Source organism: Alteromonas aquimaris, from assembly GCF_026183695.1.
GTDB lineage: Bacteria > Pseudomonadota > Gammaproteobacteria > Enterobacterales > Alteromonadaceae > Alteromonas > Alteromonas aquimaris.
In genome coordinates this window covers 495640-519292 of record NZ_JAPFRD010000011.1, presented here as the reverse complement: position 1 = coordinate 519292, position 23653 = coordinate 495640, and the positions used below count along the sequence as shown (strand labels likewise).

General features: G+C 46.9%; 23 protein-coding genes. 15 read left to right on the top strand and 8 right to left on the bottom strand.

Going from position 1 to position 23653, the window contains the following annotated elements:
* Positions 1 to 43 precede the first annotated feature (43 nt).
* The 10 genes from OPS25_RS12470 to rpoS all read left to right on the top strand — a co-directional run bounded on the left by OPS25_RS12470 (position 44) and on the right by rpoS (position 8337).
* Positions 44 to 1759 (top strand): TIGR03545 family protein, encoded by a 1716-nt coding sequence (locus OPS25_RS12470; protein WP_265618063.1) that lies wholly within the window; start codon positions 44 to 46, stop codon positions 1757 to 1759.
* Positions 1760 to 1820: 61 nt separating this feature from the next.
* Positions 1821 to 2135: a cell division protein FtsB gene (gene ftsB, locus OPS25_RS12465; protein ID WP_265618062.1), complete on the top strand. Its 315-nt coding sequence runs from the start codon at positions 1821 to 1823 to the stop codon at positions 2133 to 2135.
* 3 nt (positions 2136 to 2138) lie between these two features.
* Positions 2139 to 2852 (top strand): 2-C-methyl-D-erythritol 4-phosphate cytidylyltransferase, encoded by a 714-nt coding sequence (ispD, locus tag OPS25_RS12460; protein ID WP_265618061.1) that lies wholly within the window; start codon positions 2139 to 2141, stop codon positions 2850 to 2852.
* 3 nt (positions 2853 to 2855) lie between these two features.
* A complete protein-coding gene (gene ispF / locus OPS25_RS12455) occupies positions 2856 to 3335 on the top strand; it encodes a 2-C-methyl-D-erythritol 2,4-cyclodiphosphate synthase (protein WP_265618060.1) in 480 nt (159 codons plus the stop codon).
* Positions 3332 to 4384 (top strand): tRNA pseudouridine(13) synthase TruD, encoded by a 1053-nt coding sequence (gene truD, locus OPS25_RS12450; RefSeq protein WP_265618059.1) that lies wholly within the window; start codon positions 3332 to 3334, stop codon positions 4382 to 4384. The genes ispF and truD overlap by 4 nt, the downstream gene beginning before the upstream one ends.
* 10 nt (positions 4385 to 4394) lie before the next feature.
* Entirely contained in the window at positions 4395 to 5144 is a 750-nt protein-coding gene (gene surE / locus OPS25_RS12445; protein ID WP_265618058.1) for a 5'/3'-nucleotidase SurE, read from the top strand.
* A gap of 46 nt (positions 5145 to 5190) precedes the next feature.
* Positions 5191 to 5826 carry a protein-L-isoaspartate(D-aspartate) O-methyltransferase gene (locus OPS25_RS12440; RefSeq protein WP_265618057.1) on the top strand — a complete coding sequence of 212 codons (636 nt, stop codon included), beginning with the start codon at positions 5191 to 5193 and terminating at the stop codon, positions 5824 to 5826.
* On the top strand, positions 5823 to 6401 hold the full coding sequence (locus tag OPS25_RS12435) for a YqaA family protein (protein ID WP_265618056.1): 579 nt from the start codon (positions 5823 to 5825) through the stop codon (positions 6399 to 6401). Before OPS25_RS12440 ends, OPS25_RS12435 begins: the two co-directional genes overlap by 4 nt.
* Positions 6402 to 6409: 8 nt before the next feature.
* Positions 6410 to 7276 carry a peptidoglycan DD-metalloendopeptidase family protein gene (locus OPS25_RS12430; protein WP_265618055.1) on the top strand — a complete coding sequence of 289 codons (867 nt, stop codon included), beginning with the start codon at positions 6410 to 6412 and terminating at the stop codon, positions 7274 to 7276.
* 71 nt (positions 7277 to 7347) lie between these two features.
* Positions 7348 to 8337: an RNA polymerase sigma factor RpoS gene (gene rpoS, locus OPS25_RS12425; protein ID WP_407080236.1), complete on the top strand. Its 990-nt coding sequence runs from the start codon at positions 7348 to 7350 to the stop codon at positions 8335 to 8337.
* A 657-nt stretch (positions 8338 to 8994) separates the two neighbouring features.
* Here the strand turns inward: rpoS and folA are convergent.
* From folA to rplU, 4 genes are all read right to left on the bottom strand, one after another.
* On the bottom strand, positions 8995 to 9486 hold the full coding sequence (gene folA / locus OPS25_RS12420; protein WP_265618427.1) for a type 3 dihydrofolate reductase: 492 nt from the start codon (positions 9484 to 9486) through the stop codon (positions 8995 to 8997).
* Positions 9487 to 9519: 33 nt separating this feature from the next.
* Positions 9520 to 10683: an Obg family GTPase CgtA gene (cgtA, locus tag OPS25_RS12415; RefSeq protein ID WP_265618053.1), complete on the bottom strand. Its 1164-nt coding sequence runs from the start codon at positions 10681 to 10683 to the stop codon at positions 9520 to 9522.
* Positions 10684 to 10951: 268 nt separating this feature from the next.
* On the bottom strand, positions 10952 to 11209 hold the full coding sequence (rpmA, locus tag OPS25_RS12410; RefSeq protein ID WP_169210867.1) for a 50S ribosomal protein L27: 258 nt from the start codon (positions 11207 to 11209) through the stop codon (positions 10952 to 10954).
* A 15-nt stretch (positions 11210 to 11224) separates the two neighbouring features.
* The gene (gene rplU, locus OPS25_RS12405) at positions 11225 to 11536 is read right to left on the bottom strand and encodes a 50S ribosomal protein L21 (protein ID WP_265618051.1); all 312 of its coding nucleotides are present in this window, start codon (positions 11534 to 11536) and stop codon (positions 11225 to 11227) included.
* Positions 11537 to 11930: 394 nt separating this feature from the next.
* On the opposite strand from rplU, the gene ispB reads away from it, so the two are divergent.
* On the top strand, positions 11931 to 12905 hold the full coding sequence (ispB, locus tag OPS25_RS12400; RefSeq protein ID WP_265618426.1) for an octaprenyl diphosphate synthase: 975 nt from the start codon (positions 11931 to 11933) through the stop codon (positions 12903 to 12905).
* A gap of 55 nt (positions 12906 to 12960) precedes the next feature.
* On the opposite strand, the gene pepQ is transcribed toward ispB, so the two are convergent.
* On the bottom strand, positions 12961 to 14280 hold the full coding sequence (gene pepQ / locus OPS25_RS12395; RefSeq protein WP_265618050.1) for a Xaa-Pro dipeptidase: 1320 nt from the start codon (positions 14278 to 14280) through the stop codon (positions 12961 to 12963).
* Positions 14281 to 14376: 96 nt separating this feature from the next.
* Positions 14377 to 16389 carry a transglycosylase SLT domain-containing protein gene (locus tag OPS25_RS12390; RefSeq protein ID WP_265618049.1) on the bottom strand — a complete coding sequence of 671 codons (2013 nt, stop codon included), beginning with the start codon at positions 16387 to 16389 and terminating at the stop codon, positions 14377 to 14379.
* Between the two features lie 472 nt (positions 16390 to 16861).
* On the opposite strand from OPS25_RS12390, the gene fadB reads away from it, so the two are divergent.
* The 3 genes from fadB (at position 16862) to OPS25_RS12375 (ending at position 20925) form a co-directional block, all read left to right on the top strand.
* A complete protein-coding gene (fadB, locus tag OPS25_RS12385) occupies positions 16862 to 19012 on the top strand; it encodes a fatty acid oxidation complex subunit alpha FadB (protein WP_265618048.1) in 2151 nt (716 codons plus the stop codon).
* A gap of 16 nt (positions 19013 to 19028) precedes the next feature.
* Positions 19029 to 20192 (top strand): acetyl-CoA C-acyltransferase FadA, encoded by a 1164-nt coding sequence (fadA, locus tag OPS25_RS12380; RefSeq protein ID WP_265618047.1) that lies wholly within the window; start codon positions 19029 to 19031, stop codon positions 20190 to 20192.
* A 250-nt stretch (positions 20193 to 20442) separates the two neighbouring features.
* Positions 20443 to 20925 carry an Sbal_3080 family lipoprotein gene (locus OPS25_RS12375; protein ID WP_265618046.1) on the top strand — a complete coding sequence of 161 codons (483 nt, stop codon included), beginning with the start codon at positions 20443 to 20445 and terminating at the stop codon, positions 20923 to 20925.
* A 267-nt stretch (positions 20926 to 21192) separates the two neighbouring features.
* On the opposite strand, the gene OPS25_RS12370 is transcribed toward OPS25_RS12375, so the two are convergent.
* On the bottom strand, positions 21193 to 21666 hold the full coding sequence (locus OPS25_RS12370; protein ID WP_265618045.1) for an Lrp/AsnC family transcriptional regulator: 474 nt from the start codon (positions 21664 to 21666) through the stop codon (positions 21193 to 21195).
* 119 nt (positions 21667 to 21785) lie between these two features.
* Between OPS25_RS12370 and cysK the strand changes: the two genes are divergently transcribed.
* Positions 21786 to 22757: a cysteine synthase A gene (gene cysK, locus OPS25_RS12365; RefSeq protein ID WP_265618044.1), complete on the top strand. Its 972-nt coding sequence runs from the start codon at positions 21786 to 21788 to the stop codon at positions 22755 to 22757.
* A gap of 30 nt (positions 22758 to 22787) precedes the next feature.
* On the opposite strand, the gene OPS25_RS12360 is transcribed toward cysK, so the two are convergent.
* Positions 22788 to 23438, bottom strand: coding sequence for a hypothetical protein (locus OPS25_RS12360; RefSeq protein ID WP_265618043.1), 651 nt, complete (start codon positions 23436 to 23438; stop codon positions 22788 to 22790).
* Positions 23439 to 23653 lie beyond the last annotated feature (215 nt).

The window sequence follows — 23653 nt, the reverse complement described above, 5'->3', positions numbered from 1 at the left end:
AAATGCACCGTTTTTATTCCAGACAACAATTAAGTAGGCAGCTATGCAATCTCAACGAGGCGTAAGTTTTTGGCATATCTTACTGGGTATTCTTCTTATGCTGGGGATTAGTTACTGGTTTCTCGCCAATCCACTGATTAAGTGGATACTCGAAGATAAACTCTCCGAAGCCTATGGGGCAGAAGTTAATATAGGGCGGGTGAACCATACGTTAATGCCGGTCACCGCCAGTTTGTTCGACATTCAATTAACCGATCCAGCCGAACCTACCCGCAACAAAGTTCAAATTGACGAGGCCAGTGCAGATGTCGAAGTACTTCCCTTATTGTCTGAACAAGTAGTAGTGTCGAAGCTCAAGCTACTGAAAATACAGTTTGACCTGCCGCGGCAGACAGTAGGACAGGTGTATCGCCAGCCGGAAAAGTCGGTATCGCTAGCAGACATACAAAAGCAAGCACAGACAGCCATTCCCACTGTTAACGAACTGCTGGCCCGCTCAGAATTAAAATCAACCCAAGTAGCTGAGCGCGCCCGTCAGCAATACCAGCACTATGACGAATCACTCAAACAAACTTACCAGGCGTTACCCGATCAGACTCGGGTGGAGGATTATAAAACGCAAATTGAACAGCTAAAAAACGCTGAGTACGCCTCTCCGGCCGCGTTGGCGAAAGCCAAACAAACACTGGATAAAATTAAGCAAAAAGTAAAACAGGACCGGCAGCGTATTCGCGCCTTTTCCCGTGAAGCGAAAGCCGCGCAACAAGCGTTGAAAAATTCAGCTAGTGCATTGAAACAAGCTCCTAAAGAAGATTACAACTTACTAAAAGGTGCCTTAACGGGTGACCAGGCTTCGCTGCAACGTGTAACCCATATGGTATTTGGTGACAAAGCGGCAGAAATAACCGAATACCTGAATTCAGCCACACAACTTATTTTACCTTTACTGCAAGGTGACCAAGAGAAATCCGCTGAGTCCACTGATATGCCTTCCGTCTGGGTTAAAGAAGCTTACATGTCTGTTGAAGTAATCGGTCAACAGATAGCGAGCGAATGGAAAAATATCACAAATACCCACCCCCTGATAGGCGAACCTACCACCTACACTATTTTCGCTGAAAGTAATAAGTTCAAACAATTTGAATCACAAGGTCAGTTCTGGCTGGATGATGAAGGCGTGGATGCTCAACAACGATGGTCACTAGAAGGAATTGAGATGAAAGGCATTGCGTTTGTGCAGGCTGAGAAATTATCCGCACTGCTGCAGACTGCTATGCTGGCCAGCACCGGTCACTTTAAAGTGGAAAACAATGCAGTCAGTGGCACCAGTGCGGTGAAGTTATCAGATTTGGCCATGCAAGCTGAGGGCAAAAACCAGTTGACATCATCGATTGCAAACGTTTTACAACAGCTTAACCAGCTCAATTTGAACATTGATTTTTCCGGTAAGGTTGATGACCCTGAATTTAGTATCCGCTCAGATTTGGATAACCAGTTCGCGCAACTGGCGCTGGCAGAACTGACCGCATCTCAACAAGATAAATTAGCAGAATTAAAACAGAAGCTTGCATCAAAGGTAGCCACCGAGCAAAAGCAAACGAGCAGCGTACTAAAAGATATCGATAAAATGTTAGAAATCGCCCAGGGCAATAGCGACACCCTGCAAGCTCTGTTGCAAGCCCAGTTGAGCAACGTGATTGAAAAACACAAAGACAAATTACTCGACAAACTGAAAGACAAGCTCGGCAAAAGCGAGTGACCAGATTATTTGAGGTAAAACCAGCGTAGACGCATCCTTAATGAGTGGGCATAATAGCCCTATGTCGAAGTTTCAGGTTGTGGCCGTGTGGCGGGATAAGTGGATTACAGTGGTGTTACTGGTATTACTGGGATTGCTCCAGTATCGCCTGTGGCTGGGTAAGCACAGTATCCCTGACTACCACGCTTTGACCCGCCAGGTAGAAGAGCAATCTCAGCAAAATGCCAATCTTGCCCAGCGCAACGCGTTATTAGAGGCTGATATCAATGATCTAAAAATCGGTCTTGAGGCTATTGAGGAGCGGGCGCGCAACGAGTTGGGACTTATCAAGGAAGGTGAAACCTTTTATCGAATCCTGCCTGCAGAAGCGAATTAATCAATGAGTCTTAATTTATCTGTTACCGCCGTAGTACCGGCAGCTGGTATTGGCACCCGTATGCAAGCGGACATACCCAAACAGTACCTTGAAATAGCGGGCAAAACGATTCTGGAGCATACGTTAGATGCTTTGATGGCGCACCCGCTGGTGAACCATATTATTATTGCCGCACATCCTGATGATAACATCTTGCCCACGCTGCCGTTTTATAAAAAGAGTTGGTTGACGGTGGTAAAAGGGGGCGCAGAACGTGCGCAATCAGTATTAAATGCTGTCAGTACTCTCCCCGAAACTGCGTGGGCATTGGTGCATGATGCAGCCAGACCTTGCCTTAGCACTGAAGATATTGGCAAACTTCTGACCTTAATTAACGATCAATCCGTCGCGGGCGGGATATTGGCTACGCCTGTTCGCGATACGATGAAGCGTGCTCACCCTACAAAAAAACAGATTGTATCGCATACTGAGAGCCGCGAGTCGCTGTGGCACGCACTCACCCCGCAATTATTCAGAGCGGGTGCATTAACCCATGCAATTCAGGCCGGATTAACGAGTGGCGTACTCATCACCGATGAAGCATCGGCAATGGAAGCGGTGGGACATCAGGTAAAATTAGTGGCTGGCAACCCCGCCAATATAAAAATCACTCACCCTGAGGATTTACCATTGGCTGCATTTTATTTATCTCAACTGGCAAATACACATAAGGAATAATACATGCGCATAGGCCATGGTTACGATGTCCATAAATTTGGCGGCGAAGGCCCGATTGTTATCGGAGGAGTGAAAATAGACTACGAACAGGGTCTGCTGGCACACTCCGATGGCGACGTGCTCATTCACGCTTTATGTGACGCGTTACTCGGTGCCGCTGCGATGGGTGATATTGGTAAGCATTTTCCTGATACTGATGACGCTTACGCCGATGCAGACAGCCGAAACTTACTTAGACATGTCATTGGCTTGGTTGCCAAAAAAGGCTACGCCATCGGCAATGTCGATATGACTATTATCGCTCAGGCACCAAAGATGGCGCCGCATATCCCCTCCATGAGCGAGCTACTGGCAGAGGATTGTTGTTGCCCAACCAGCGACATTAATATTAAAGCTACCACCACCGAAAAATTAGGTTTTACTGGCCGTAAAGAAGGTATTGCCGCTCACGCTGTGGTGTTGCTGAAGAAGGTTGACGCATGATCTTTAGCACTGAGCACTGGCAATATTTATATGCCAAACCCGCGTGTACTGCCGTGTTTAAGCAACATCCGGAAGATTTTATTGTCGAAGAACATTTGGGCTTCACCCCCACCGGAGAAGGCGAACATCAGTTTATCTGGGTGGAAAAAGTTAATGCAAATACGGCGTTCGTGGCTGAGCAGCTCGCCAAATTTTGTAACCTGCCTTTGCGCGCAGTGACCTACGCGGGACGAAAAGATAAATATGCACTTACCCGCCAGTGGTTTGGTATACATACGCCCGGTAAAGCTGATATTGATTTTAGTGGGTGGACGCTTCCCGGGGTGACGGTTGTGAAACAAACTCGGCATAACAAAAAACTGCGCACAGGCCAGGCCAAAGCGAATCATTTTACTATTTGTCTGCGCAACGTCTCGGATCCAGCTGCATTAAGCGCTGCGCTGGAAAAAACTAAAGCTGGTGTACCCAACTATTTCGGTGAACAGCGTTTTGGCGTGGCGGTTAACGCAGAAGGTGAGGCCAGCAAAGGGGGCAATCTTATACTGGCTGAACGAATGATGGCTGGAGAGCCCATACGCAACCGCAATAAACGAAATATTGTGCTGTCTGCGCTTAGAAGTTGGTTATTTAACGAAGTGGTTTCCGCGCGGATCAAAGCAAAGTGTTTTGAATCAATTCTATCTGGCGATGCATTAATGCTGACCGGCTCAAACAGCTTTTTTATCTGCGCACAACCTTCTATTGAAGAACTCAGCCGTTATCAGCAGGGTGATTTGTCTCCCACGGGCCCGTTATGGGGTAAAGGAGAAAGCATTCCTATCGAAGAGGCGAAAAACTTCGAACAGGCTGTGTGCACCGAACATACTGCTGTAAAAGACTTTTTAGCCACGGTAGGCATGGAACAGGAACGCCGGGCAATAAAAATTTGGCCGCGGGAGCTTGAATGGGGAGTTGAGGGTGATAAATTAACGGTTTCCTTTGCCCTGCCTGGCGGCTGCTTTGCCACTAGCGTATTACGTGAGTGCGCAGTGTTGCACCATGCCAGTTAACGGAGTACCCATGAATATACTATTAAGTAATGACGATGGCGTTTTTGCGAAAGGCCTCGCCGCACTGCATACTGCCATCGCATCTGAACATGATGTGACCGTGATCGCGCCTGATCGCAACTGTAGCGGTGCTAGTAATGCATTATCGCTGCATAATCCATTGCGAATTCAAAAAATGGAGAATGGTTTTTACTCTGTAAATGGTACTCCCTCTGACTGTGTCCATCTGGGGGTCAATTGTTTTCTAGATGATGATCCCCAACTGGTGGTATCAGGAATCAATCATGGTGCAAACCTGGGTGATGATGTTATCTATTCTGGTACCGTGGCCGCTGCGACCGAAGGACGGTATATGGGGTTACCTGCTATAGCTGTTTCCTTAGTGGGCCGGGAAGGGAAATACTTTGAAACCGCGGCAAAGGTGGCGTTAGATATCGTGAATAAACTAAAAACCCATCCCCTTCCGCCAAACCAAATTTTAAATGTTAATGTTCCCGATATCCCTTATGATGAATTAGCGGGAATAAAGATTACGCGCCAAGGGCGACGCCACCGTGCAGAAGGAATGATGGCAGATACAGACCCATTCGGACGAACTATTTATTGGTATGGTCCAGCGGGCGCTGAGCAGGATGCCGGGCCAGGAACAGATTTTGACGCAATAGCCAATCACTACTGCTCCGTCACTCCGTTAAGTGTGGACATGACCGACTATCGAAGCCTGGATGATATGAAAGTTTGGCTAGGCGAAAAACTATAATCACCATTTAATAATTAGAATAATTAATCTTAAAAGTAACGCCACTATGAGAACGACACGTAAAGGAGATGTCCTCGCCGAACTTTTGTTCAAGGAAGGGATACGTAATCAAAAAGTGCTGAATGCTATCGCAGCAACGCCCAGAGAGTTGTTTTTGCCCGATGCACTAAAACATAAGGCATACCAGAATACCGCGTTGCCAATTGGACAGGGCCAAACCATTTCTCAACCCTATATTGTCGCTAAGATGACCGAATTGTTGTTATCTGCTGATAACGAGGCTAAAAATGTTTTGGAAATTGGGACTGGCTCCGGTTATCAAACTGCTATCCTAGGTCAGCTTTTTAGCAAAGTTTTCTCTGTAGAACGTATCAAATCCCTGCAATTTCAGGCTAAACGCCGAATGAACCAATTGGATCTGCATAACATATCTATGAAGCATGGTGATGGTTGGAAGGGATGGGCATCTAAAGGGCCCTTTGACGCCATCATTGTCACTGCCGCGGCCAGTTCGTTGCCAGCGGATCTGTGTAATCAGCTTGATGAAGGGGGAAGACTGATTATTCCTATTGGTAGTGAGCAGCAAACGTTGATGTGTGTCGACCAAAAAGATGGCGAGTTGACTACACAGACGATTGAATCGGTACGTTTCGTTCCCCTTGTAGCTGGAGACATTCTTTGAAGGTATTTCAACCGTTATACGACCGGGTATTACGTTGGTCACGTCATCGGCACGCCAGTGTCTACCTGGGGGGCTTAAGCTTCTCTGAATCTATGTTCTTCCCCATCCCCCCTGACGTTATGCTGGCACCGATGTCACTGTCACGTCCAGATAAAGCGTGGTTTTTCGCATTGTTGACCACCCTCACTTCAGTTTTAGGGGGGATTGGCGGCTATTTACTCGGTTATTTTGCATTTGATGCGTGGCTTGAACCCTGGATCGCTTCATCTGGATACCAACCAAAGTTTGATATGGCCCTCTCGTGGTTTGAAGAATACGGTGTCTGGGTGGTCTTTTTAGCTGGCTTTTCGCCGATTCCTTACAAGGTATTTACGGTGGGCGCCGGGGTAATGCAGATGGCATTTTTACCCTTTATTGTGGCATCGGCGATTGGCCGTGGCGCACGATTTTTCCTGGTAGCGGGTTTAATGAAATGGGGTGGAGCGGCGATGGAAGCAAAGCTACGCCAATATGTGGAAGTTCTGGGTTGGGCGACGGTGCTGCTGGCAATTGGTGCATATCTTCTTCTGCGCTGATAATGTTGATGAAGGGCGTAAGGACAATCATAAAACAACTCTTGCTTGCCACCTGTCTATTAGTGCTTGTTGCAGGTTGCTCTTCTCGCAGGGCGCCTGCTCCATTAGTATTACTGGATAGTCAACCTGTTGAAGAACAGGGATATATGGAGCCTACCTATACAGTAAGGCAGGGTGAGACTCTATATGCCATTGCGTGGTTCACGGGTAAAGATTATCTTGAGCTCGCCCGCTACAATAATTTGTCGCCGCCATACAATATTTTTCCTGGTCAGGAGCTGAAACTCAACCCTGTCAAAGCCTACAAGGGATCGACGCGATCCCAACGATCCCAACCTGGTCGGACCTCAAAAAATAAATCGAAAAATAAAGTTGACCGAAGAAAACAGCAGGCGTATGGTAAAAGTGAAAATAATGTTAACAACCAGCCAGTTAAGGCTGTTGGAAACACACAGCCTAAATCAGGCAAACCCATTAAAGACGGGTTCCCGAACAAGGTTGAAAAGTGGGTCTGGCCGGCATATGGTAAGTTGGTAGCAACATTTTCAGCAGGTGAAAACGGCAGCAAAGGAATTGACATAAGTGCCGCGAAAGGTAGCCCGATCCGAGCAGCCGCCGCAGGAAAGGTGGTTTATGCCGGTAACGCGCTTAGAGGCTACGGAAATCTGATAATAATAAAGCATACAGACACGTTCTTAAGTGCATATGCTCACAATGACACCATTTCGGTGCGCGAGCAGCAATGGGTTGACGCAGGTCAATTGATTGCGACTATGGGGAATAGCGGTACAAATTCGGTCAGACTTCATTTTGAAGTGAGGTATCGGGGAAAATCGTTAGATCCGATGCGATACCTGCCAACGTCACGTCCATAATAACTATAAACAACAATAATAATCTAAGGGAGCGAATGTTATAAATAAACCTTAAAGCAGGAGATGCAGTTGTGGATCACAATAAAAACACTGTAGTCGCAAGAAAATCGCGGGATGAACTCGACGATATAGAAATACCAGCTGATTTAAAAGCTGACGAATCTGATACTGACGATAGCAATGATGACGTTGTATTCAGTCAGGAAGAACTTCCTAAAAACCTCGATGCCACCCAACTTTACTTGGGCGAAATCGGTTTTTCCCCCTTGTTAACCGCCGAAGAAGAAGTCTATTTTGCCCGCCGTGCCTTAAAAGGGTGTGAGTCATCTCGAAAGCGTATGATTGTCAGTAACCTGCGCCTGGTCGTCAAAATTGCAAGACGTTACAATAATCGTGGGCTTGCCTTATTGGATCTAATTGAAGAAGGTAATCTTGGCTTAATCCGTGCCGTTGAAAAATTTGATCCCGAACGCGGCTTCCGCTTCTCAACTTATGCTACCTGGTGGATCAGGCAAACTATTGAACGGGCAATAATGAACCAGACCCGCACCATTCGGCTACCTATTCACGTGGTTAAAGAGCTGAACGTTTACCTGCGCGCAGCCAGAGAGCTATCTCAAAAACTTGATCATGAGCCTTCAGCAGAAGAAATTGCCAACAGCCTGCAAAAACCGGTAGACGAAGTAAGCAAAATGCTGCGTCTAAATGAACGTATCACTTCTGTGGATACGCCCATAGGCGGCGAAAACGACAAAGCGTTGTTAGATATATTGGCTGATGAAAAAGAATTTGGTCCGGAAGAAAACCTTCAGGATGACGATATCAAAGACAATATTGTGAAATGGTTAACCGATCTGAACCCCAAACAACGTGAGGTACTTGCCCGCCGTTTTGGACTGATGGGTTATGAACCTTCAACTTTAGAAGATGTTGGTACGGAAATTGGCTTAACACGCGAACGTGTCCGTCAAATCCAAGTTGAAGCGTTACGCAGATTAAAAGATATGCTCGGTCATCAAGGCTTAACGCTGGAGAATCTATTTGACAAAATTAATGCGTAAGCTTTTTGGTTCTAACATCAGTACCTGTTAAACGGTTCCTGTAGCTACGTCTCATTCAATTTCCCTGATCCCCGAGCAATCGGGGATTTCTTAAGACGCGTCATCCCTTTTTTATCCGTCATCCCCTTTTCACCCGTTATCCCCGAGACATCGGGGATCTCTCAAGCCCCGTCATCCCCGAGACGTCGGGGATCGCTCACGCCCCGTCATCCCCGAGACGTCGGGGATCTGTTCCCTAAAAGTACAGCCCCCGAATCAACCCTGGAGATTCCAGTCTTCACTGCGTGAAACTGGAATGACGAACGCTGGGATCTGTTCGCCTTGAGGACGGCCCTCGACTCAAGGCCAGAGATTCCAGTCTTCACTGCGTGAAACTGGAATGACAAAACGTTGGGATCTGTACGCCTTGAGGACGTCTCTCGACTCAATGCCAGAGATTCCAGTCTTCACTACGTGAAACTGGAATGATGACTGTAGAAATTAATGGAACGTCAGAGCTCATTCAAGCCCCGTCATCCCCGAGAAGTCGGGGACCTGTTCCCTTAAACTACCGCCCCCGAACCAACCCTAGAGATTCGAGTCTTCACTACGTGAAACTGGAATGACGAATGCTGGGATCTGTTCAGTTAACGAATAAATCATTAATTGGGTAGGAGATCACGTTCTGCGACTTAATGTCACAAACTGATAGTTATACGGATTATTTGCATCAGCGTGATGGCTTTCTCTGGCTATTTCATGCCAATCATTTGTGTGGGTGTAGTCAGGAAACTTGGTATCACCAGCTACTTCGGTATCTATGAAAGTTAAGTAAAGCGTTTCGGCCTCAGAGAGAAAACTTTGGTAGATGGTTCCCCCGCCAATAATCATGATTTCCTGATCCCGGGTTGGCAGCGTAACGGCCATATCCAGTGCATCGTCGGGACTGGGAACGACTGACGCGTCGTTCGGCTTAAAGTGTGGATCTCGACTGATCACAATATTAGGTCGGCCGGGAAGTGCTTTTCCGATCGACTGATAGGTTTTACGTCCCATGATTACAGGCTTGCCCATGGTAACACGTTTGAAATGGGCTAAATCTGCTGGTAGGTGCCACGGCATCGTGTTTTCCGCGCCAATAATGCGGTTCTTTGCCATGGCGGCTATCATTGCGACTTTACTCACCATTACCCTCTTACATTCCTATTTGCGGTAAACTACTTCGACGTCATAGTCGTCATCGTCAAAATCATCGTCGTCATCATCGGTAAAATCTGTCTTTTCAACCGTATTACGATGATAGCTATCCCACTTGAATTCTACCGGCGCATCCGCCGCTTCGTCAGCTTCCAACTGGGATGGTAACGTCTCGATGAAATTCATTATGTCTTTACACAACGGCTCAACATCAAGCTTCTGAAAGGCGGATATCTTATATACCGGACCATCCCAATCCAGGGCAGCAATTACGCGCTGACACCTTTCTTCGACTTCATCTTCCAGTAACAGATCCGTTTTATTAAATACTAACCAACGGGGTTTGCTGGCTAGTTTCGGGCTGTACTTTTCTAATTCGGTTACGATAGCTCTGGCATTATCTGCAGGATCGCTTTCATCTGCAGGAAGCAGATCCACCATGTGCAATAGTATGCGACAACGCTCCAAATGCTTTAAAAATTGAATACCCAATCCGGCACCTTCCGCGGCACCTTCAATTAAACCCGGAATGTCCGCAATAACGAAGCTGCGCTGCGAATCTTGCCTTACCACGCCTAAATTAGGCACTAATGTGGTAAATGGATAATCGGCGACTTTTGGCTTGGCGGCTGAAACTGAGCGAATAAATGTTGATTTACCGGCGTTTGGCATACCTAATAAACCTACATCCGCTAACAGCATTAATTCTAATTTAAGTGAACGAATTTCGCCTGGGGTACCATTCGTTTTCTGCCGCGGTGCACGGTTAGTACTACTTTTAAAGCGGGCATTACCTAAACCATGGAACCCACCCTGAGCTACTTTGAGGCGTTGTCCATGACGGGTTAAGTCACCTAAGACTTCACCTGTGTCGCAGTCTGTGGCGCGTGTTCCCACAGGCACAGTAACCGTCAAGTCTTTACCTTTTCGGCCCGTACAATCGCCTCCCTGCCCATTTTGACCCCGTTCAGCGCGATGAAAGCGTTCAAAACGGTAGTCGATAAGTGTATTCAGGTTTTCATCGGCTTGCAGATAGACACTACCGCCGTCTCCCCCATCACCACCATCAGGGCCACCTTTTGGTACGTATTTTTCTCGTCTAAAGCCAACTACGCCATTGCCGCCGTCACCAGCTTCAACTCGGATTTCAGCTTCATCAACAAATTTCATCTATCGCTCCAGTGTCGATCAGGTTGTGATCGGACCTTATTGCAGCGTTCATCAGCATGAACGACTGTTATGCATTTTTTACTCTTTACTCGAACTGTGGAAAATTGGCTTTATCCATTCGCAAAGTAAATTGATTATCGATATTCACTCATCGTAATAAGTGTACACCAAGACACAGGTTAAGGCAGGATGTTATCTGATTCTCTCATAAAAAAACCCCGCTAACGCGGGGTTCTTAACAACCTGTTCAGGTTAGCGTGACAATTGCTTACTCAGAAACAATGCTCACGAACTTACGGTTTTTAGGTCCCTTTACGTTGAACTGAACCTTACCGTCTGAAAGTGCAAATAAAGTGTGGTCTTTACCGATACCTACATTGTCGCCTGCATGGAAACGAGTTCCACGTTGTCTAACAATGATGTTACCTGCCAGTACTGACTCACCACCAAAGCGTTTAACACCAAGGCGTTTACTTTCTGAATCACGACCGTTTTTGGTACTACCACCAGCTTTTTTGTGTGCCATGTGTTCGTGCTCCTATTATGCGCTAATGCCAGTAATTTTCACTTCAGTGAACCACTGACGATGACCCATTTGCTTACGTGAGTGCTTACGGCGACGGAATTTAACAATCTTAATCTTCTCGCCACGACCGTGAGTAATCACTTCTGCAGTCACTTTACCTTTAGCAACGAAAGGAGTGCCAATTTTAACATCGTCACCGTTGCTAACCATTAATACTTCACCGAACTCAACACTCTTTCCAGGTGCAACTTCGATTTTTTCTAAACGAACGGTCTGGCCTTCAGCCACACGGTGCTGTTTACCGCCACTTTGGAAAACCGCGTACATATCTAACTCCGCTCTGCGTCTCTGACGCTTTTAATTCAAAAAACAGGGCGCGAATTGTACGTGAAACATCCCTGGATCACAACCCCACTTTTGAGAAAATTCGATTATTTTTCACTCATCGCACAAATTGCCCACATATCGCTACTTTCCGCCATATTCTGCTCCATCAAATTACCGCAAATTCGTTATGAAGTCTGTGGGCGGACTCACTAATCTGCACGATAACTCGCTCATTAGCTTGTAATAAGTCACACCCCAATCCGCTAATGTCCATATTGAACAGTGGCATATCAATGTTTTCTTGAACGAACGACTTTTTACGTTTATCCGCTGGATAGACGTGCTAATTCAGGTACAATCGTTACAAACTAAATCATCTGCTAATTACACACACATGGATATAGATCAAATTCGATCCCTGGCTTCAGATGACATGGATGCCGTCAATGCGATCATACAGCAACAAGTGGATTCAGAGGTTGCGTTAATTAATCAGCTGGGTTTTTACATTGTTAACAGCGGCGGTAAGCGTTTGCGCCCTTTGCTCTGTGTGCTCGCTGCGCGCGCCATGCAAATCAAGTCATCCGATCATCATACGTTAGCGGCGATCGTAGAGTTTATCCACACAGCCACTTTGTTACACGATGATGTTGTAGATGAATCGACCTTACGCCGTGGTCGTGAAACCGCAAACGCTATTTTTGGTAATCAGGCCAGTGTCTTGGTAGGTGATTTTCTGTATACCCGCTCATTTCAGATGATGGTTAGCCTTAAACGTATGCGGGTAATGGAAATCCTCTCCGAAGCCACGAATCAGATTGCAGAAGGGGAAGTGTTACAGTTAATGAACTGCAACGATCCAGACACCACCGAGCAACGTTACTTTGACGTCATCTACGGCAAAACTGCCCGTTTGTTTGAAGCCGCCACTCAGCTAGCTGCCGTTATCACAGACCAGTCTGCACAGGTCGAACAGGCTATGCAAGCCTATGGCAAGCATCTGGGCACTGCGTTTCAGTTAGTCGACGATATCTTAGACTATCAGGCAGAAACCGAAGAAATGGGTAAAAATGCGGGCGATGATTTAGCCGAAGGCAAGCCTACTCTGCCCTTGTTATATGCCATGTGGCACAGCAAAACCGACAGTGATCGGGTATTGATTCGAGAGGCCATTGAACAATCAAACGGCTTACCTCATCTCAAACGGATCCAAAGCATCATGCACGAGACGGGAGCCATTGACTATACGAAGGCCTGTGCAAATACTGAAGCAGAGCGTGCTATCGCCAGCCTTGAGAAGGTTCCTGATTCACCCTATAAAGATGCGCTAATCGCCCTTGCTCATCTATCGGTAGAGCGCTCTAACTAAGCCCAACGCCTGCAAAGAGGGATGGCACTGGCGCGTGCCATCCAAGCGACTCGGCCTACTTTAACCCTCGCTCCCGGGTCATATTCTCATTGCGATCCCGATGTACAATTACATTATCTTCAATCCGGATCCCGCCAAAAGGCTTGTATTTTTCCACCAGCTCCCAATTCACCTGGTTTCCGTTAGCACTCTCTTTTAACTCAGCTAGTAGACTTTCAATAAAGTAAAGTCCCGGTTCTATGGTAAAGACCTGACGGGGTTCAATGGGCCGGGTACAGCGTAAGAAAGGGTGGTTTTCCGGTTGGGGTAGTGGGGTACCCCGATCATCGTTGATCAAGGAGCCTACATCGTGCACCTGCAAACCCAAAAAGTGTCCAATACCATGAGGGAAAAAGGTACGGGTGATACCTTGTGAAACAATATCGTCCGCCGAACCAGCAACCAATCCGGTCTCTGCCAGAATCGCACCGATGCCCTGATGGGCCTGCAAGTGGATTTCAGTATAATCTACGCCAGGCTTAAGTTGATCGCAAAGCTGTAATGTCAGTGCGTCTACCTGCTGAATAAGTTCGGCAAAATGATTTTGTTGTTTGCAATAAGTACGCGTAATATCCGCAGCATATCCGGCAAAGGAGGCACCAGCATCAATTAAAAAAGAACGATGCTCCTTCGGCGCATCCACTTCATAGTGCATGTAGTGCAGGATAGCCGCATGTTCGTTAAGGGCAATGATACTGGTATAAGGGACATCGTTTTCACCTTGTCTGCTGGCTTTCGCATAGGCCAGGTTTATATCAAATTCGCTGCCTCCTTCCTTGAAAGCGTTCGCAGCGGCCTGATGTCCGGCAACCGCCGCATCATTCGCTTTGCGCATACATTCCAGTTCATAATCGGTCTTATAGGCACGATAATAATGTAAATAGTTCAGCACGCGATCGGGGTTAATCTGTTCAAATCCCAGCGCCTTCGCTACTTCAAGATATTCCCCAACATAAGCAAACTGGCGTCTATCATAGGGCAGAAATTGTTCAACTTCTTCGGGGTGTTTGAGCAAACTGATATCAAAAAATTCAGTCCAGAAATCGCTGGGTTCCGAGGGCACTTTATGCCAGAAATCCACCGGACGATAAAATATAAGCTTAGGCTTATCTACCCCGTTAACCACCAACCAACAGTTAGGGTTATCCGTCACCGGTAACCAGGCTTTAAATTGAGGATTGACCTTGAACGGATAGTGATTGTCGTCCAAAAACAGTCGCTTACCTTGCCCTGAATGGATGATCAGACCTTCCAGGCCTTCTCTTTCCAGTGCTTCACGAGTGCGGCTTTGTAAGGTTGCAATATGCTCCTGATAAAGTTGCGTAATATGCGTCATATTTCCTCAATAATAAATCAACAATGCAGGCTGTTCGCCGATCATACCAATACGTCCACCTTAACATGTCCCCTGCCCTTGCTGCACCCAGAATTGTTATTCAGGGGCTAATTGCAGACTGGTCGCCATTTGACCTGATGCTTTGCTGGGCAGCGCCGGGATAGAGGTAGTGGATAGCTGTGAAAACAGCCCTGACTGCGTGCCTAACTGCTGCTCGTAAATATATCGATAGGCTAGCACCGCTTTCACATAGCCTCTGGTTTCACGATAGGGGATGTTTTCTATCCACACATCCGTAGGCAATGCTTCATCCCGTGGTAACCAATTCAGGACTTTCTTCCATCCTGCATTATATGAGGCTGACACCAATACCGGATTGTTGTCGAGCTTATCCATCAGATAGCGCAGGTATTGCACGCCTAACTGCACATTCTGGTCGGGTTCGATTAGTGCGGCTCGATTGATTTTTTTATCGACCAGATATTGCGCCGTTCCCGGCATAAGTTGCATGAGCCCTGTCGCGCCCGCTGGGGAAATGGCATCTACCATAAAAGAACTCTCACGACGCGCAATCGCCATCGCAAATGCTGGCGGGATATCGTACGTTTGCCCTACGCTGGAAAATTTAGGGGCGAAAGCTAGCGGGAAGCGCCTTTTTACATCATCTAAAAAACCACTTTGGGTAAAACTGATAATAGCTTGATCGTACCAGCCCCACTCACTGGCAAGTACTGCAGCATCCTTAACCATGGCCGTATCCAGCTGCGAAATGAGATAGCGCCACTCGCGTCTGGCATCAATTAGGCGGCCTAATTGTAAAAACTCAAATGCCCGTTGTGCTGCAGGGCGCACTTCAATATCTTTCATTGCTTCAGAGTTGGTCGGGGCTTCCATATGCTTCAGACTTGCTGGTTGAGCAAGCTGTGCGCTAGCCATGAAACCATAATAGTTGCGCTCAGAAGCCAGTTGTTCAAGCGTAGATTTGGCCTGCTGGGGCGCGCCTAAATGCGCAAAGCTCCGCGCCCGCCAATACCTGAATGCATCCTGTTGCTGAATATGGGGTTGGCTAAGCTCGATTAATTCGAGCACTTTTTGCCAGTTTTGTTTTCTCAACAAATAGGCTAAGTGCCAGCGTTTGACATCCTGGGCCGCGCCGGCAACATCAGCCCGCTCTAACCAGGCCAGCGCGTCAGGCTTGTTATCAATCGCCAGGCTTAGCGCAATGGCTCGATGAATGTTGGCCCATTCATCTTCCGTTAACCTGAGTTTGCTTTGCCACAGGTAGTACGCCTTAACCGCTTTTTCTGAATCTTGCCATGCTAAACGCTCCAAGCCGTAAGCTAAGATCTGTGATTCCACCTCGGGTACCGACATGGGGAAAAAAGAAGGTTTCATTACGTTGGCGGGCAGGTTACGTACCTTCAACCATAGCTGACTCAAATATTGTTTTTCTTGTGGCAAGCGGCGTTGTAGGTAAGTGGCAAGTTGAGCGTTGCCAGATAATGCAGCGCGTTCAATGCGCGCAAGCAACTTTTCTTCAGTAAGACGCCCTTGTTGGCTCCACTGTTTAAAAACCGGATCACACGAATCAGGTTGTGAGCGATCACTGAGCCAGATCGTGTCTACTTTTTCCAACCAGTAATCCGGATTGGTCGCTTCAGCTAGCTGATATTGAAGATAGTAGCAGGTTATCTCGGCGCCCATGTCATCACGATAACTTGCCAGGAATGCGGACTTTTGCTTATTTTTCGCAAGATAACGCAACCACTTTGCCCGCAGCGAATAGACAATAGGGTGGCCGTCATGGGTCATCAAGAATGTCTCAATCGCGCTACGATTAGCAATAGAAATATTTCTGAATAATTTTTGGCGCACAAGGTAAGGATAAAGCGGATAGGATGACAGCGACGTCATATTATTTTCCACTTTGTGTAATTGGCTTACAGGCAGCGACTGGATGGCGCGCTCTGTCTGCAGAAATAACTCACGCTGGGCTTGCCTGGGATCATCCTGGGGTAACAATGTGGTTGCCATTGTCACGGGGGCAATTAAAAGCAGACAGGCTTTAAGCAAGCTGAGCCGACTAAGTAAACCAAACTTCACTACCATTGAGCCATCCTTATTTTTGAAACAAAGAATACGCTGCATTTTTCATGCAGAAATTAGAGAACCTTCAGGAAATAGTTACCTGTTGCTCTAGATGACAAAATCCGTGTGAGTGCACGTGAGTAAAATATATTAAGCCGAAACCTGACACGTCAGCGTGAATTAATTTAACTTTATTATCGTCGCGCAGCACTTATGATTATTGCGTTAATTTATTTGTGTGCTGCTTATTGCGAGGCTAAGCTGAACAGGTTTTTATTTATCGGTTTAAATACCATTATACTGAGAAGTTTTTCAATATCGAGCTTGATTTTTGATCAATCAAACACCATAACCAACCAAATTGAAACACTTGTTTGAATTTTTGATTGAAATTTTCTGTGGCATTGTCAAAAATCTAGCCACCCTATAACCAACGATTTAATCTCTCGATTAGATTGAGTTTACATCCTGGCCCAGGCCAAAGGAGATGATAATGATATATGAAGGCAAGAGTCTGACGGTTTCGGTTGCAGACGACGGTTTTGCAGAATTAGTCTTCGACGCAGAAGGTTCTGTAAATAAATTCGACCGCCAAACCGTGCAGGAGTTAGATGATGCAGCTGCCAAAATGGCCTCACATGGTGGTATTAAAGGGGTATTAGTTCGCAGTGCAAAGCCTGTCTTTATTGTAGGTGCCGACATCACTGAATTTACCGACTTGTTTAGCAAATCAGATGAAGAAATTCTCGCCTGGGTGGGTAAAACCTCACAGGTTTTTGACCATTTCGAAGACTTACCCTTTCCATCCATTGCTGCGATTAACGGCTTCGCACTAGGCGGTGGCTGCGAAATGACCCTGGCGTGTGACCTGCGAGTTGCAGATACTACTGCCCGCATCGGTCTGCCTGAGGTGAAGCTGGGTTTAATGCCTGGGTTTGGTGGTACGGTTCGCCTGCCTCGCATTATCGGTTCAGACAACGCATTAGAATGGATGACTACCGGTAAAGACAGAGACGGTCAAAAAGCATTGAACGAAGGTGCTGTGGATGCAGTGGTTGCCCCAGAGAAACTGCGCGAGGCTGCCATGGCGATGCTTAAAGATGCGGCTGCAGGAAAAATCGACTGGCAGGCGCGACGCAAAGCAAAAACATCAGCACTTAAGTTAAATAAAAATGAAGCCATGATGAGCTTTTCTACTGCCCAGGCGTTGATTGCAGCCCAGGCTGGAAAGCATTATCCCGCGCCTCATATGATGGTAGAAACCGTTAAAAATGCGGCAACACAAGACCGTGCAGGCGCACTTAAGCTGGAAAACGAAGGTTTTGTTAAACTGGCAAAGACCGATGCAGCTCAAGCGCAAATTGGGATTTTCCTGGCTGATCAGCTGGTTAAAAGTAAAGGAAAGAAGCGTGCGAAGGCGGCTAAGCAACAAGTAAAAATGAACGCTGTATTGGGCGCCGGCATCATGGGTGGTGGTATCGCTTATCAAAGCGCAGCCAAAGGCATTCCGGTGGTCATGAAAGACATCAACCAGAGCGCATTGGACTTAGGTTTATCAGAAGCGGCGAAAATTCTGCACAAGGGCATGGAAAAAGGCAAGGTGACGCCTAAGAAAATGGCGGCAACCCTGAACGCCATTACCCCTACGCTAGAATATTCTGCGCTGAAAGATGCGGATATGGTTATTGAGGCAGTAGTGGAAAACGCCAAAGTCAAAGCATCGGTATTAAAGGAAACAGAGCAAGCAGTTGGTGAGGACGCCATCATTTGTTCGAATACCTCAACCATTTCCATCAATCAGCTGGCAGAAAGTTTGGATAAACCTGAACGTTTCTGTGGGATGCACTTTTTCAATCCCGTGCACAGAATGCCATTAGTCGAAATCATTCGCGGTAAAGACACCTCGGAAGACACAATTAATACGGTTGTCGCCACCACCATGAAGATGGGTAAAACCCCTATTGTGGTAAATGATTGTCCTGGATTCCTGGTTAATCGTGTGCTCTTCCCTTATTTCGCTGGGTTTAGCAAGCTTATGCTGGATGGTGCGGATTTTGTGGCGGTCGATAAAGTAATGGAGAAAGATTTTGGCTGGCCAATGGGCCCGGCTTATCTTCTGGATGTGGTGGGTATTGATACCGCCGATCATGCTGCAGGTGTGATGGCAGAAGGTATTCCTGAGCGTATGCAAAAAATAGAAAATGATCCGGTAGCCTTACAATATCGGGCTGAGCGTCTGGGCCAGAAAAACCAGAAAGGATTTTATAATTACAGCACGGACAAACGGGGTCGACCCACTAAAACAGCTGCTGACGAAGCCTATACGCTGATGGCGGATCATGTTGGGGAAACCCGTGATTTCGACAAAGAGGAAATCATTGCCCGTCTTATGGTGCCGATGGCAAATGAAGCCATTCGTTGTCTGGAAGAAGGCATAGTGGATAGCGCTGCTGAAGCAGATATGGCGTTATTGTACGGTCTGGGCTTCCCTCCTTTCCGCGGTGGAATTTTCCGTTGGATTGAAACCATTGGATTAGACAAGTTCGTTGAAATGGCAGATAAATATGCTGAACTTGGGCCAATTTATCAAGTAACTGACGGTGTCCGCGAAATGGCGGCCAACGGCAAATCGTATTTCGCTTAATCCTAGGAGAATGACAATGAAAGACGTAGTAGTGATTGATTGCATACGTACCCCTATGGGTCGCTCCAAGGGTGGCGTATTTCGTAATGTAAGAGCAGAGTCGTTATCTGCTCACTTAATGACCCAATTACTGGCCAGAAACCCGGGAGTAGATCCGGCAGAAATCGAAGACATCATCTGGGGTTGTGTTCAACAAACTAAAGAGCAAGGATTTAATATTGCTCGCAATGCACAGCTGTTGACCGACATTCCCCGCTCCACCAGCGCGGTAACGGTAAACCGTCTATGCGGCTCGTCCATGCAGGCACTTCATGATGCAACCAAAGGCATTATGACAGGCAATGGCGATATCTTCATGATCGGTGGTGTAGAACATATGGGTCATGTCCCCATGACCTTTAATGTCGATTTCCACCCCGCTCTGGCCAAATATACGGCGAAAGCGTCGGGTAATATGGGTATGACGGCAGAGTTACTTGGTCGTCAGAATGGTATCACGCGCGAAATGCAGGATGAATTTGGTGCACGCTCCCATCAGCGCGCGCATCAAGCGCATCTGGAAGGTCGATGGAACAATGAAATCGTGGCTACCGAAGGCCATGACGCGGACGGCGTATTGAAATTGATTGAACACGACGAGGTGATTCGTCCAGACAGCACCGTTGAAACCATGGCGTCGTTACGCCCTGTATTTGACCCTGTGAACGGCACTGTGACTGCAGGCACCTCCTCGGCGATATCTGATGGTGCCGCTGCGATGCTGCTAATGTCGGCGGAGAAAGCAAAAGCACTGGGCCTGACGCCACGCGCACGTATTCGTGCTATGGGAGTAGCAGGATGTGATGCTGCGATCATGGGTTATGGTCCGGTCCCTGCTACGCAAAAAGCGCTCAAACGTGCTGGCATGACCATGGATGATATTGAGATTGCTGAGTTCAACGAAGCTTTCGCTGCACAGGCGCTGTCATGCGTTAAACAGCTAGGCTGGCTGGATAAATATGACGACCATGTGAACCTCAATGGTGGCGCTATTGCTTTAGGTCACCCTCTGGGCTGTTCGGGTGCGCGTATCAGCACCACCCTACTTAATCTGATGGAGTCAAATGACAAATCAGTGGGCTTGGCTACCATGTGTATTGGGCTGGGTCAGGGCATTGCGACCATTTTTGAACGCGTGTAAATAAATCCTGGGGGGAGCGCATTTTCGCTCCCTTTTTACTTTTTAATTGCCTCTGCTATCCCTACCCTTTACTATTCAAACTGGTCATTACGGTTAAATGATTTAACGATGCTGACCACCATACTCACCCATTTTCGACGTGTTTACTCAGTGCAGCGGCTGACTAGAGCGCGGCCACATAACTGAGGTACACAGGAGGTTCCGTCAGGGGGAGTATTTTAATAAAAAGCATTCAAACAGGATAAAAAAAATGCAAAAGATAAAGATATCAGGGCTGATTGTCGCAGGCGCGTTACTCTCCGGTTGCGCAGCAAAGCAAGAAATCACTTCGTTCGAAGGAGATATCCCAAACTCAATGTGTATCGCTCACCATGAGGAGGTAAGACCGGGTTTTCTTACCGCTTTGGAGGATGCACTGTATAAAAATGGAATAAATAGTCAGGTAGTTAGTGCAACCTATGTGAAGGAACATGGTGAAGTGAACCCTAAGGTTAATTTAGAAGAGTTAAAAAGCTGCCCGGCCGTGCTCTTCTATACCGCTCACTGGAATTGGGATTTAGCGCTTTACATGAGTTACGCAAATATCTGGATCACCGATAGCGAGAACAAGAATCGACTTGCTCAGGCATCCTACATTAGCCGACATGGTCTGGACAAATTCATCGATGCAGAAGAAAAAGTTCACGAATTAGTCGATAGCATGGTGGGTAGTAGCACTCTCGCCAGTAAATAAGCTTATTCAGCAAACAAGGCTGTCCCGAGTGGCAGCCTTAATGTCCGCCTCGCTCTTTATGATTTTCCTCTCGTGCACAGCCTCATTCCCTTTTCGGCCTCCTACACATTCTTACGGTAATAAAACGACCACTAAGCGGTGTTTAGCTAAAGATACTGCAGTCTTATCCAGATGCCATCCACCCAGCCAAGCCAATTTACAACACCCGCTTTCAGAAGACATTAGACACTGTACCGTACACGGAGACAACCGTGTCACTAATGCGTCTTAAAGGTGATTCAAAGGGATGGCGGTAGCATATTTAATTTGCTCCATAGCGAAACTGGATGTCACGTCATTTAAATCAATACCGTTGACCAAACGTTTGTAGAAGTGATCAAAACTCACCATATCTGCCACCAGCACCTTAAGTAAATAGTCGTACTCACCGGACATGCGGTAAAATTCCACCACCTCTTCGAAACCCGAGGCATGTTGGGCGAACTTATCTAACCATTGACCATCGTGGCGAGCCGCTTTTACCTGCACAAAGACAGTCATCGACAGACCTAACTTCTGTGCATTCAATAGTCCCACGCGTTTTTTAATAAAATCAGCGGCTTGCAATCGCTGGATCCGTCTCCAACAGGGCGTTTGCGAAAGTCCTACCGCGTCGGCAATGTCTGCCACAGATCGTTCAGCATCGTCTTGAATGAACGACAATATTTCTTTATCAATTCTATCAAGGGTAATATTTTTCATTTGCAGCCGCGCATATAGATTAAAATTTTAATCTATTGTAGATAATCATCGGTATTTAGCAACAAATGCTATCTCGCGGATGGCATGATTGTTCCAAAGCAAGCTATCAGAGATAAAAGATGTTTGATTTCACGCAATCGAAATTGAGTAGTACCGAGCAACAAGGCAAAATTTTTAACCACATCACCGAAACAATTGGTAAAACGCCATTGGTCCGCTTGGGTAAACTGCAAAAACAACTTGAGACTAAGGCCGACTTGCTTGCCAAAGTAGAGTATTTTAACCCGGCCGGTTCCATCAAAGACCGCCCAGCGATGGCGATGCTTAAACATTTAATGACATCACCGGACTTCTGCGACAAAACCGAAATTATTGAAGCTTCATCGGGTAACAATGGTGTGGCGTGTGCCTGGCTGTGTGCTCTGTATAATATCCCCATTACCATTGTCATTCCTGAGCACATGTCAATTGAAAGACAGAAATTAATCAAGCACTTTGGCGGAAAGGTCGTGACCACCCCCAAAGCAAAAGGCACCAAAGGCGCTATCGATAAAGCGCATGAAATGGTAGCGGCAAATCCGCATGCGGTAAGCCTGGATCAATTTGGTAATAGTACTAATCCTGAAGCGCACAGCGAATCTACCGCCGAAGAAATTTGGCTGGATAGCGCGGGCAAGGTAGATGTACTGGTATGCGGTGTGGGTACCGGCGGCACATTAACTGGCGTGGCCCGGAAGCTCAAAGAGTATAAGCCGTCAGTGAAAGTGGTAGCGGTAGAGCCAGCCAGCTGCCCCATCTTAAGTGCCGGGAGAAGCGGAGTGCACAACATACAAGGATTAAGTTCTGGTCATGTGCCTGATATCTTAGATACAAAACTTATAAATCACATCATAACGGTGAGTGATGAAGACGCCATTGCGGCGGCGAAAAGAATAGCCCGCCTGGAAGGGCTGGCGGTAGGTATTTCCTCCGGTGCTACATTGCATGCGGCAGCGCAGTTAGTGAAAAACGAGGCGTTTAAAACAAAAACAATTGTGGTGATTCTCGCCGATGGCGCAGAACGTTACTTTTCAACCCCTCTCTTTGATTAGCAAATTAAGGCATTTAACCTTCAGTAACGGCTAGGGAGCAACTTTTGTTTCAAGCCACCAGGGCGTGTCAAAATTCACGTTTGCAGGATCGATTTCAAACGAATAGGGAGGCTCAAGGGCTTCCCAAAAAACCGCCCGATAGCGATCATCGAAAATTTTCAGTTTACCAGCTTGTTGATATTGTTTAAGTAACGTTTCATAAGCCCCGACGGGAAACTGCGGGTTATTCTGCTTGAATATCACCACCCCGCCAAACTTTTCATAAAGTGCTTTATTTATCTGCCAGTGCCGAACCTGGGTGTCGGCAATTTCGTTCACTTTAGCGGTATTGGCGGCGGTATCGTCGTTCACGGTCTCTTGAAGAATTTGTTGCTCGAACCGTTCTACGAACGCACGCTTCAGTTGTTGATCCACCTTTATCGCCTGGCGTTGGGCAAAGTCCTCAAGCACCCCTTCAATCAGTGTTTCGGCAAATTTACTATGTAGATACTGAACTAACGCCATTTCTTTACTGGCAGAATTCATTCTGGCAATTTGACTTAGCGTCTGGCTGTCTGGCATCAAGGCCGATTCCAAAACCGGCTGAGCAAATAGTTCGGCTATGGGTTTTTCTTGCGCATGCGCAGAGGCGATGCAAAGCACTACCCAAATGAGAAGCGAAGCCATCCACTTATGAATCATGAAAAAACGTCTCCTGAAACGAATAACATCCATGCTGCTCCTTCGCAATGAGGGGCGCACCCACGTCATTACAAATGAATATAAGACTCAGAAATGCCGCAAAAATTCAAAAGAAAATAAGTCACACTTACCATCATACGAAGGCAAAACGCATAAGCAAGTGAATATTGCGTATTAAAATGAAATAACAGGGGGGGAATGAAAGCAGCGGTAAA